Here is an 11,591-nt window from a genome sequence, read left to right as displayed (position 1 = left end):
AGATTTAGCTTGCTGTGCTGGATCTCGTGTATCAGTGTCAGGGCAAGCTGACAGGGGTCGGCCGACGCAGTGGTGTAAACGCAACCGCTCGCGGAACGGGTGGTCGGCGGAGTTGGCGACACCGTAATGCAAGACCAGCGCGGGCGCGGTGGTGCCGGTGGCGGCGACGGTCTCCAGGTAGGACAGGAACGGCGTGATGCCGATTCCGCCCGCCAGCATGACGACCGGATTGTCGAGGTCGGCCGGAATGACGAATTGTCCTGCGGGGGCGCTGATCTCGACCCGATCCAGCACTTCCAGGGTGTCGTGGACGTAGCCGGAGAAGCGGCCCTGCGGTATCCGGCGGACGGCTAGTCGGTAGCCGTCGCGGTCGGCCTGTCGCTCCGGGCCGATCAGTGAGTAGCGTCGTTCGGTGGGTTGCTCGCTGCCCGGGAGCGTCGTCCGCACGGTGAGGTGTTGTCCCGCAAGGTAATCGGGCATCGGACCCCCGTCGGCCGGTACCAGTCGCAGCGCGCGGACATCGCGGCCGACCGTCTCGGCGGACGCGACGAGGAAGGTACGGGTGCCCTGCCAGGACTGCTCGGCGGGTTCGGCGCTGACCTGACAGGTGAACGAGCGCAACGGGATCGAGCCGGAGATCGGGTCGATGTCCTCGTCGTCGACGAGCAGGTTGACATTGCTGCCGTCCGCGGAGAGCGGATCGTGACCGGCCAGACCGAGGTCGGGATCGGCCTGCCACCAACCGTATTCGGCGATCACGACGCCGGGATGCAGGCTCTCGTCGAGGCGGGCGCGCAGTCGCACACCGCCGTTGCGGGTCCGCACGCGCACCCACTGCCCGTCGGTGATGCCGCGTTCGGCGGCGGCCGCCGGGCTCAGATCGATGCGCGGGTCGGGGGAGCGGCGACGCAGCGCGCTGATCTGGCGATGCTGGCTGTGCACGAAATAACCGTTCTTCGCGCAGGTCAACACCAATGGGAAGGCAGGCGTGGGCGCGACGGGAGGGTGAAAGCACGGCACCGGCGAGTAGCCGTGTGCGGCAAGCTGTTCGCTGTAGAGTTCGACCCGCCGGGTCGGAGTGGCGAATCCGGTCGTGCGGTACTTGCGGTGGTGGCGCGGCAGCTCGACGGTGACGCCGCCGGGCCGGGCGCGCAGGTCGGCGACCGTCAGACCGCGGGGTCGCAGCTGGTGATTCCAGCCCGCCTCGATATCGCCGTCGAAGAACAACTCGCCCATGCCCATTCGGGTCGCCAGGTCGAAGACGATCTCGGTGTCGGAACGGCACAGCCCGACGGGATCCACCACGCGCGGGCGCAATTGCACGTGCTGCTGGGCGCGATGATCGACCTCGAAGCCGATTCGCAGCGCCTCCCGCTCCCAGGCGCTGCCGGCGGGCAGGACGATATCGGCGTAGGCGGCGGTGGGATTGTCGAACAGGTCGATGTGCACCTGGAATTCCAGGGCTCGCAATGCCTCGGCGGTGCGGGCCGAATCCGGTTGGGAAAGAAGCAGATTGGATCCGAATCCGACCAGTGCGCGCACCCGGTACGGGTCGTGGTCCAGCACGGCCCGGGACAGCTCGCGGGCCGTGATCCAGCCCTGAGCGGGTGGTCCGAGCGGGCGGCGGCCCAGCCCGAGAGTCTTGGCGGCCTGCTCCGGAGGCAGCAGCTGTGCGCGATCGGCGATCGGGTTGGACGCCGGGCTCGGCAGCACGACATTGCCGCCCGGGGCGTCGAAGGAGCCGGTCAGGGCGTAGAGCGTGGCGAGGACGATGCGCCCCAACCGCACCCACGCGGTGATCATGGCGATGACGCCGATCCAGACGAACACCGAGGACAGCACCAGTCCGTGTCCGAAGCGCAGCCACGACAGGTGCATGGCCTCGAGTAGCGGGTCGTTGCGTCGCACGCTGCCCGCGCCGAAACCGCCGAAGGTGATCAGTAGCGCACCGAAGAATCCGAGCGTGGCCGAGTGTCCGGCCGGGCCGCGCACGAAGTCGGCGGCATTGCTCATCCAGCCGTGCGATGCGGGACCGTCGACTGCGGCCCGCGCGGCCGGTGTGTGCTGCGCGGTGTCCGGAGCGAGGACGGCGTCCGTATCGGGGGTCGGCATAGGCGGTCGTTCCCCCCGGAAAGGTCGGCGGCGGCAGCCGCGTAAGGATTGTGGACGCGGGTCAGTCTAGTGCTTGCGCACCGATGCCACCGCCCCGGTGTCACGTGATCCGTTACTGGCATGTCGCACCTCACCGGTGAGGCGCGCGGCTGCCAGTTTGCCTGATAACAGGACGGTCGGCACGCCGACGCCGGGCACCGTGCCCGATCCCGCGAGAACGACATTCGCGCGCGCCCGCACCAGGTTTCGGGTGCGGAAGGGGCCGGTCTGGCGGAACAGGTGCGCGGCGGAGAACGGCGTCCCGGCGAGCATGCCCTTGGCCCGCCAGGTGCGCGGGGTGTCGACGTGGTCGATCCGGAAGTGCTCCGAAATCCCTTGGTAGCCGCGCTCTTCCAGGGTGTGCAGGAGTTCGCGCAGGTAGCAGGGGGTGAGTTCGTCCCAGGCGAGGGGTGCGGCGGCCAGGTTCGGGCAGGGGGCCAGCAGCGAGAGCGGTTCGTAGCGCAGCGTCTCGCGCAGGTGCCCGGCCTCGTCGATGTGCTGTTCGGGTCGCTCGATATAGAGGTTCGGGTCGGTCAGCGCCGGGCGGGTGAGCAGCAGCGACGGGTCGCTCATCAGCGCCCCGCGGCCGGGCCGGGCCGCGATCTCGGCGAAGGTCCGGTCCCATTCCCGCCCGAAGTCGATGGTGTGATGCGCCCGCACCGGCCAGTTCCGAGTCACCTCCGCCGGAATGGTGCCGTGCGCCACCACCGCGGACGGCGAGGCCCGCAGTCCGCGTCGATGCCGCAGGCCGAAGCGCGGCAGCGAGCCGATGTCGGCGGTCACCACGACGGCGTCGCAGTCGAAGACGCGACCGTCGGCGGTCCGCACGGCTTCGGCTCGGCGGCCGCGATAGTCGATGCCGATCACCTCGGCCCCCAGCTCGAGGGTGCCGCCCGCGGCCGTGAGCGCTTTACCGAGAGCGGCGGCGATGGCCCGCATGCCGCCTTCCGGGTAGTACACGCCCAGGCAGGTATCCATGTAGGGAATGGCCCCGTAGACGCCGAGCGCCTGGTTCGGTGCCGTCCCCGCGAACAGCGCCTGAAAACTGAACAGCCGCGCGACCTGCGAATCCCGCATGATCCGCCCGACTTTCGGCCCCAGCCGCCCGAACGCGCCCAGCCGCACCAGTTTCGCCAGCGCGACCCGCTTGTCGGGAATGCGGACCATGTCCAGCGGCGTATCGAAGTTGGTGTCCATGAACGGCCGGAACTCGGCGTCGTACACCCCGCGCAGCCAGCCGCGTAGTCGCCGATACCGCAGCGCCGTCTCGAGCCCGCGCTTGTGCTCCAACTCCTGCGTCATCGCCTCTTCATCGGAGTAAACCCCGATCACGGACCCGTCCGCGAACCGTGCCCGATACGCCGGAGCCATCTCGAGAATCCGCAACCCCACCGACTCCCGAGTCTGCCCGACCACCCCGAGCACCTCGTCGATCAGTTCGGGCACCGTCAGAATCGTTGCCCCGGAATCGATCTCATAATCCGGCCCCTGATAGGACCCCACCCGACCCCCGGGCCGTTCGTCCCGCTCGAGCACCGTCACCTGCCGCCCGGCCGCGACCAAATGCAAGGCCGCGGCCAACCCGGATAGTCCCGCGCCGATGACGACGACCCGATCGGTCGCTTCCGCAACGGTTTTCATGCCATTCCTGCCCGTGGTCAGTAGGTGCGGGCGGTGGCGGCGAGGGCCATGGCGCGCAGTTGGCGTTTCGCGTCCGGGGTCGCGGTGCTGGAGTCGAGGGCCGTCAGCGCCTGGTCGGTCAGAGCGCTGATGCGCTTTTCCACCGCGTCGACCGCGCCGAGATCGGTGAGGGCCGTGCGCAATTCGGCGACCCGCTCCGGGGTGACGTCGGTGCCCAGGCTGGAGCGGATGAGGTCCGCGACAGGAGGGGCGGCGATGTCGGCGCGCGCCAGGGCTTCGGCGATGAGGACGGTGCGTTTGCCTTCGCGCAGGTCGTCGCCCGACGGTTTGCCGGTGACGGCCGGGTCGCCGAAGACACCGAGCAGGTCGTCGCGCAGCTGGAAGGCGATGCCGATGTCGGTGCCGAATTCCCGGTAGGCGGCGATCAGTTCGGGTCCGGCCCCGGCCAGCGCGGCGCCCATGTGCAGCGGTCGTTCGATGGTGTAGGCCGCGGTCTTGTACCGGTTGATGCGCAGCGCGGCCTCGACGGTCTCGTCCCCGGCGGACTCGCCGTGGATGTCGAGCAGCTGCCCGCCCAGCACCTCGGTGCGCATGGCCGCCCACACCGGGGCGAAGCGGGCGGCGGCGTCGGCGGGCAGTCCCGCGTCGCGGGTCATATCGTCGGCCCAGGCCAGTGCGAGGTCGCCGATCAGGATGGCGACGCTGACCCCGTAGTGGTCGGCGTCACCCGTCCAGCGCTGATCCCGGTGCCGCTGTTCGTAATCCACGTGCACGGTGGGGAACCCGCGCCGGGTGCGGGAGGAGTCGATGATGTCGTCGTGGATGAGGGCGCACGCCTGCACCAGCTCCAGCGCCGAGCAGGCGGTGAGTACCGCGTCGGCGTCCGGATCGTCGGCGTCGCGGCCCGCGCCCAGCCAGCCGGTCCACGCGAAGGACGGCCGGGTGCGCTTGCCGCCGCGGATCACGAAGTCCTCCAGCGCTGCCGCCGCGTCCACGAACACCGGGCCGAGCGGTTCGACGATCGGGCCGCGGGTCCGGAAGAAGGCGGTGAGACGGTCCTCCACGGCGGTGACCAGCGAAGGCGCGCCGACCTGTCGGCGGGTGGGGGTACCGGGTCCGGCGGACAGAGGAGCCTCCTTGGTGAGTGCCGCGGGGTGGCGCAGTCGCCTCAGGTCCACGCGCGGGGTTCGCCCCGACAATACCCAGCTCCCGCCCGCCCCCGGGCATCGGTCATACCGCCGAGCCGGTTCGCTGCGGGGTACCCGCACCGCGCGTTCGGGTCTCACCTGCTGGGATAGCCGCAGGTCGGGGTCCGGGCCCTGGTCGCGCCCCGTAAAATGTCCGCGTGAGTTTCGACAATGTACGGGGATATTCGACCCCTGGCCGAGTTTCCCGCACGCCTCACGTGTCCGGAACTCGCTCCGTGGTCCAGCAGCTGGGCCCGCGTCCCGACGGGTCCATCCCCTTCTCGGTCGAGTTCAATCCGCCACGTGACGCCGCCGGCGAGGCGCGGCTGTGGCGTGCCGCCCGCGAATTCGAGCGGCTGCATCCGGCGTTCGTGTCCATGACCTATGGTGCGGGCGGTTCCACCCGCGACCGCACCATCCGGGTCACCGGTCAGCTGGCGCGCGAAACCACCCTGCTCACGGTCGCGCACCTGACCGCCGTCGATCACTCGGTCGCCGAGCTGCGCTCGATCGTCGGCGCGTACGCCGACTCGGGCATCCGCAATCTGCTGGTGCTGCGCGGTGATCCGCCGGGCGATGTGCTGGGGGAGTGGGTCCGCCATCCCGAGGGCGTCGAATACGCCGAGGATCTGGTGCGCATGGTGCGTGACCTGGGCGACTTCCATGTGGGCGTGGCCTCGTTCCCGCAGGGCCACCCGCGTTCGGACAACCTGGAGGACGACACCCGCTTCCTGGTGTCGAAACTGCGTGCGGGCGCGGAGTATTCGATCACCCAGATGTTCTTCGACCCGGAGCACTATCTGCGCCTGCGGGATCGGGCCCTGGCCTGTGATCCGATCGACGGCGCGAAGCCGATCATCCCGGAGTTGATGCCGATCACCTCGCTGCGCACCGTGGAGCGCGCGGTGGAACTGTCCGGCCGCGAACTGCCGAAGTCGGTGATGGAGCGGCTGCGCAAGGCCGCCGGGGACGGCCCGGAGGAGAATCGGGCGGCCGTCCGTGAGGTCGGCATCGAGATCGCCACCGAGATCGGCGAACGGCTCATCGCCGAGGGCGCGCCCTGCCTGCATTTCATCACCCTGAATTTCGCCAAGGCCACCGGCGAAGTGCTGGCGAACCTGGGCTACACCATGTCCCCGGCGCCCGCCCACGCCTGATCGCCTGACCGACTTGCCGGAACGAATGTCCGGTTTCGGCTGGTCAGCGGAGTAGCGTCCCCCTCGACTCGTGACCTCGAGGGGAGCCACCATGCCCGTGATCCACCACCTCGTCCGTGTCGCAGGCGCATTCGGTGCCTGCGCCGTCCTCGCGGCAACCGGTCCGGCAACCCTGGCGGGGCCCGCCGTCGCGGCACCCGCGCCACCGCCGGGCACCGATTCGGCCGTCACGCTCACCGCGGACGCCGCGACCGCCATGGCCGCGATCCTCGGCGCGGATCGCAATGCCGCCCCCGGCAAGGGGGATGCCGCCGCTCCCGGCAGGAGTGACGCCGCCGCTCCCGGCAGGGGAGAGGCCGCCGCGCCGTCGGATTGGTTGTCGGCCTACGGTCAAACCGTCGACGGGCTGCAAGCCTTGGGCATCCAGCCGTTCCTGTTCCCGACCGCCTCGCCGTTCTGCCTGGGCGGCACCACCCTCGGCCTGGCCCCCGCGGTCGCCGGGACCGTCCCCGGCCCGTGGCCGCGCTACGCGGTTTCCATTCCCGGCCTGGACCTTTCGGCCGTGAAGGCGGGCCAGGCCATGTTCGCGTTCGTCCCCTACGGCATCGCCCCCGACAGCGCCGACACCGGCGGCATGCAGGTGGCCTGGGTCAACCTCAGCACCGGCCGCGGCGGCCTGGTCCCGATGGGCCCGATCAGCCAGGTGCTCAATGCCATGATCCCGCCCCAGGTCCCGAACGAACTGCGCCCCATGGTCGAACAGGCCGTGCGCGACTACTTCACCGCCGCCCTCCCGATCGGCGGTGTGCGCGCCGTCCCGGTCACGACGGGCTCGGGCACGGTGCTGGCGGCCATGTTCGGCACGGTCCGCAACGGTGCGAGCACCTGCCTGTTCCTGCCCACTGTCGGTCTGACCGCGGTGCCCTGACGAGCAGTCCCGAAGTCACCGACGAGATGTCAGAGGGGACGGCCTTTCCAACGCAGGGCGCCTGCCCGGTGCGCGCGATGGGAGCGGGCGCAAAGGGCGAGGTAAGCGGCGACGGAAAGCGGATGCGCCAGCGCCGCAAGCACATCCGCGGGTTCGGGGCGAGTGCCGGTCTCCGTCGAGCGGGCCAGCAGGCGGCCGGTGACGGCCGCGCCGTAACCCAGCAGCCCGATCCGCCGTAGCCGTCCCCGCCCGCCCAGCGCGGCCAGCGGCGGCGCCCAGAATGCCAGCGCCGCAATCGAACCGACCGCGATACTCCCGGCCCGCCCGCCGTAGGCCGACCACAGCCAGCGGGTATAGCCCTCGGTGAGTTCGGAAGCGCCCCGGTACATGCGGGTTTCGGCGAGCGGCCCGGCCGCGACCAGCGCGGTGGGCCGTCCCGCGCGGCGCAGCACCCGGGCGATGGCCAGATCCTCGGTCACGGCGCCCGCCACCGCGGCATGCCCGCCGATCGCGCGATACGCGGCGGCGTCGAACACCAGGAACTGCCCGCAGGCCACGCTCATCGACGGCCGCCGGGTCCGATTGGCCAGCGCGACCGGCAGCGTCGAGGCCCACGACCAGCCCAGCAGCGGCTGCACAAGGCGTTCGGCGGGGGAGACGGCCAGCTGCCGGGGCCACGGGCAGACCAAGGCGGCTCCCGTGCGGCGCAATTCGTGCACCGCCGCGGCCAGCGCGCCGGAAGCCAGCCGCACGTCGGCGTCGAGGAAGATCAGCACATCGTCGCCGGAGGCGAGGGCGGCCAGGCGGGCGCACGCGGCGGTCTTGCCGGTCCAGCCCGGCGCGGGGTCGATATCGTTGCGGGACAGGAAGAATCGGTCGTCGTCGCCGATGGCGGCCAGCGCGGCCGCCTCGGTGCCGTCGGTGGAGCCGTCGTCGAGGATGACCACGCCGAGATCGGAGATGCCCTGCTGGGCACGGAGATCGGCGATCAGGGCGGGCAGGCGTTCGGCCTCGTCGCGGGCCGGGATCAGGACGGTGACCGGTTCGGTGATCACCCGGTCGACCGGTCGCAGCCGCCGCACACCGACGCGGTTCGCGAGGGCGGTGACCGCGCCGAGGACGGCGATACTGCTGCCGAGGACAGTTCCGGCCGTCACCGTCCTCGCCGCGCGAATCATCGGACCGCTCTCGCCGTGCGAGTCATCGGACCTTCGTGCGATCTCGGCGCAGCCAGCGGGCGGCGCGCACGTAGGCCGGCGGATCCGGGTTCCGGGTCATGTACGCCAGCACCGCGACCACCGCGGCCACGGCGAGGGTGATGCCGCCGACGATGCCCGCCCAACCGGCGAAGGAGCGCGTATTCGGGTCGGCGTAGCCGACTTCCGCGCGCAGCGTGCTGACCTCACCGGCGGGCAGCTTCCACGACACCTGGGAATCGTTGTCGCGGTTGCCGTTGGTGGTGGCCACGCGGGCCGGGAAGGCGACGGTCATCTGCACGTCGGAGCCCTGCGGCGGCAGGCTTTTCAGATCGACGCGGCCGGACAGGGTGACCAGGTCGCCGGTGCGGCTGAAGGTCAGATTGAACATGCCGGAGGTCTGATCCGACATGCTGCCGAGCTGCTGCACCTCGCCGAAGGTCAGGTCGTCGAAGTACACCTGGCTGCCGACGTATCCGTCGCGCGCGTACGAGTCGACCCGCACCTTGCTCTGCAGGCCGTCGGGGGCCTTGAGCTGCGGGCCCTTGTCCTTGTCGTTCTGCGGCACGGCGGCGGCGATGATCTGGCCGGAGACCCGGTCGTTGGAGGACACGCCCATCGACACCTGCACCCGCAGGCATCCGGTCAGCAGTAAGGGCAGGCTCGCGAACAGGACCACGGCCAGCAGCCGCATCCATCCGCGCGGCCGCCGTCGCGGCATCTGCTGGCCTTGCACTGGCGTTTCCGCTGTTGTCGACTCGTTCGGACTCGGCTGCACGGCTCACATCGTGCCATGCGCCCCGGCCCGCAGGGTGATTCGACGGGCACCCAGCTCCCGAACCAGCGGAAACCCCAGCACCCCGAGCCCCAGAAACCCATACCCCGCCGACACCGGCAGCCCGAGAAACACCGCATGCGCCAACGCCGACCCCAGCCACGTCCACAAGAACACCCCCACCGGAACCACCCGCGCCCCACCACCATCCGCAGCCGCCCGATCCCACCACCCCAGCAACCCCGCCATCACCAGCGCCACCAGGAACCAGCCGACGTAGTTGGTGACCGGAATCTGCCCCAGCCCCGGCAACCCCGCAACGTTCGAGCGCCACTCCCACTGCCCGTCGGCCACCATCTGCGGATCCAGAAACAGATCCCACCCCACCGCCCCGACCGCAGTCAGCACAACCCGCGCCGCCCCCGGCGAAATCCGCCCGACAATCGGCGAAACATGCTCCACCGCCGCATTACTCAGCATCCCCGCGACAATCCACACCGGGTACAACCCACCGGTCCACGCCAACGGCACCACCAACGGCACCCCGAAAACCTCGGGCCCCAACCGCCCACTCGCGTACTCATAGCAACCGAACGGAAACCCCGTCGCCGTCCCGATCGCCTCGGCGACGAGCCCCACCCCCGACAAGATCACCAGCAACCCCACGGCCCACCGCACCCCGCGCGTCACCGCGGCATGCACCAAAGCGGTCCCCGCCGAAAGCAACACGACGGCCACCGTCACCCGATCCCGCCCCGCTCCCTGCGCCAGCGGATACATGATCTGCACCAGCACCAGCAGAATCGCGGGCACGGCCGCGACCGTCGTGGCCCGCGACATCGTCGAGCTCATCTGCGCAGGAACGAGAATCGACGAGGGCGGAGATCCTGTTCCACCAGCCGGGCGGCGCTGCGGCCGCTCGCGCCCGAGACGCCTCCACCCGGGTGGGTGGAGGCGCCGGTCAGGTAGAGGCCCGGTGCGCCGGGGACGCGTTGGTTGGCTAGTTCGGGGAGGGGGCGCCACATGAACATCTGGTCGATGGACATTTCGACGTGCATCACGTTGCCGCCGAGGAGGCCCATCTCGCGTTCCAGGTCGGCGGGGGTTTGGATGTGGCGCTGGGTGACGGTGGCGGCGAAACCTGGTGCGTGGGCGTCGAGTTCGGCGATGATGCGGTCGGCCTCGCGGTCGGCGTGCTCAGGCCATTTCGTGCCGTCGGCCAGCTCGTAGGGGTGCCATTGCGACCACAGGGTGAGCTGGTGTTCGCCCGCGGGCGCGAGACTCGGATCGAGGGCGCTGAAACTCATGGCCAGCACGACCGGGCGCGGCGGGAGGTCGCCGGCCAGGGCGGCCCCGTGCGCGCGGCGCAGTTCCCGGCGGTCGGTGACGAGAAGTTGCAGGCCATGGGCGGATTCGGCGGCTTCCGCGCCCGGATAGCGGGGGAGTGCGGTGGTGGCGGCGCGCACCACCATGCCGATGCCCGGACCCACCCGGATGCGCCGCCGCCAGTCGGCGAGCACGGCGGCGTCGAATCCGCCCTGCTCCAACAGGTTCAGGGTGGTGAGGATGTGGCAGCCCGCGATCACGGTATCCGCGACGATATTCCGACCGTTCTCGGTACGCACCTGCCAGCGGTCCCCGTTGCGGGCGACGGAAACCACTGCGTCCCCGGCACTCACCACGCCACCGTCGGATTCCAGCCGCGCCACCAGCGCCCGGCTCAACGCGCCACTGCCGCCGACCGCGCGACCGGGCGGCAGGATGTGCATGAGCGCCGCGAATCCGACCATCGGCGCGGACCCGGGCTCCGACATCGGCGGCCCGGACTGCGCGCCGAACCAGGCCAGCGCCGCCTTGAGCCGCTCACTGTCGAAAAGGCTGTCCAGCAGCGCGTCTCCGCTCTGCATCATCTCCCGCGACAGCGCGCCGCCGCTGGCGCGCCCGGTCGCCCCGGCGGCCTCACGGGGATCCATGCCCCAGAACGACTTCAGCAGATGCCCGCCGGTCGGCGTCCCCGAGAACGCCCGCATCACCCGCACGCTGCGCGGACCCCACACGGTCGCGAACCGCAGGTACGCCTCCGCGTCGCGCTGCCCGCAGGCCGCGGCGATGGACGCGCAGGTCTTGTCCAGATCCCGATGGAACACGATCGGCGGCAGGTCGCTGCCCGGCGGCGCGGGCGCGAAAGCCCAAGGATCGCAATCGATGTAGCGCAGCCCGAACCGCTCGAGCTTCAACTCCTCGATGATCCCGGTGTGCCTGATCATGATGTGCGCCGAGGACCCGCGATCGACCAGGTGCCCGGGGAATCGTTCGACGGTCGAAACCGCCCCGCCCAGCACGGTATCCCGCTCGAGCACCTCGACCCGATGCCCGGCCCGCGCCAGATAGCAGGCCGCGACCAGCGCGTTGTGCCCGGAGCCGACGATCGCGATGCTCCGGGAACCCTCACCCCCGCTCACAGCGGCAGCCGCCGCCCGAGCACCGCGAAGCGGCGGGTGTCGCCGGAGAAGATGAAGTGCCGCACCACATCCCCGAAGCCCTGCCGCCGGTACA

General features: G+C 70.7%; 9 protein-coding genes and 2 pseudogenes. 2 read left to right on the top strand and 9 right to left on the bottom strand.

Annotated features, from left to right (window positions below; all coding sequences use genetic code 11):
- The 4 genes and pseudogenes from ACWELQ_RS23210 to ACWELQ_RS23195 all read right to left on the bottom strand — a co-directional run.
- On the bottom strand, positions 1 to 1,542 hold a 1,542-nt coding region (locus tag ACWELQ_RS23210; RefSeq protein ID WP_452399142.1), incomplete at its 3' end, for a molybdopterin dinucleotide binding domain-containing protein.
- 222 nt (positions 1,543 to 1,764) lie between these two features.
- Positions 1,765 to 2,013, bottom strand: a pseudogene (locus ACWELQ_RS23205) (alpha-(1->6)-mannopyranosyltransferase A); the annotation flags it as partial.
- A 165-nt stretch (positions 2,014 to 2,178) separates the two neighbouring features.
- Entirely contained in the window at positions 2,179 to 3,792 is a 1,614-nt protein-coding gene (gene crtI / locus ACWELQ_RS23200; protein WP_452399141.1) for a phytoene desaturase family protein, read from the bottom strand.
- A gap of 17 nt (positions 3,793 to 3,809) precedes the next feature.
- Positions 3,810 to 4,970: a polyprenyl synthetase family protein gene (locus ACWELQ_RS23195; protein ID WP_452399140.1), complete on the bottom strand. Its 1,161-nt coding sequence runs from the start codon at positions 4,968 to 4,970 to the stop codon at positions 3,810 to 3,812.
- Positions 4,971 to 5,137: 167 nt separating this feature from the next.
- Here ACWELQ_RS23195 and ACWELQ_RS23190 point away from each other — a divergent pair, with 167 nt between their 5' ends.
- Together ACWELQ_RS23190 and ACWELQ_RS23185 are read left to right on the top strand one after the other, a co-directional pair.
- Positions 5,138 to 6,136, top strand: coding sequence for a methylenetetrahydrofolate reductase (locus ACWELQ_RS23190; protein ID WP_452399139.1), 999 nt, complete (start codon positions 5,138 to 5,140; stop codon positions 6,134 to 6,136).
- Between the two features lie 70 nt (positions 6,137 to 6,206).
- Positions 6,207 to 7,064, top strand: coding sequence for a hypothetical protein (locus ACWELQ_RS23185; protein ID WP_452399138.1), 858 nt, complete (start codon positions 6,207 to 6,209; stop codon positions 7,062 to 7,064).
- A gap of 29 nt (positions 7,065 to 7,093) precedes the next feature.
- On the opposite strand, the gene ACWELQ_RS23180 is transcribed toward ACWELQ_RS23185, so the two are convergent.
- The 5 genes and pseudogenes from ACWELQ_RS23180 to ACWELQ_RS23160 all read right to left on the bottom strand — a co-directional run.
- Positions 7,094 to 8,242 (bottom strand): glycosyltransferase, encoded by a 1,149-nt coding sequence (locus tag ACWELQ_RS23180; RefSeq protein WP_452399137.1) that lies wholly within the window; start codon positions 8,240 to 8,242, stop codon positions 7,094 to 7,096.
- A gap of 22 nt (positions 8,243 to 8,264) precedes the next feature.
- Positions 8,265 to 8,981 (bottom strand): LppM family (lipo)protein, encoded by a 717-nt coding sequence (locus ACWELQ_RS23175; RefSeq protein WP_452399136.1) that lies wholly within the window; start codon positions 8,979 to 8,981, stop codon positions 8,265 to 8,267.
- 60 nt (positions 8,982 to 9,041) lie between these two features.
- Complete coding sequence (locus ACWELQ_RS23170) at positions 9,042 to 9,887, bottom strand: carotenoid biosynthesis protein (RefSeq protein WP_452399135.1); 846 nt, start codon at positions 9,885 to 9,887, stop codon at positions 9,042 to 9,044.
- On the bottom strand, positions 9,884 to 11,497 hold the full coding sequence (locus ACWELQ_RS23165) for a phytoene desaturase family protein (protein ID WP_452399134.1): 1,614 nt from the start codon (positions 11,495 to 11,497) through the stop codon (positions 9,884 to 9,886). The genes ACWELQ_RS23170 and ACWELQ_RS23165 overlap by 4 nt, the downstream gene beginning before the upstream one ends.
- Positions 11,494 to 11,591, bottom strand: a pseudogene (locus ACWELQ_RS23160) (GNAT family N-acetyltransferase); the annotation flags it as partial. The pseudogene ACWELQ_RS23160 and the gene ACWELQ_RS23165, both read right to left, overlap by 4 nt.

The sequence above is a fragment of the Nocardia sp. NPDC004722 genome (genome assembly GCF_053601505.1).
Note: the sequence above shows the minus strand (reverse complement) of the source record. Positions and strands in the feature narration are given on the sequence as shown.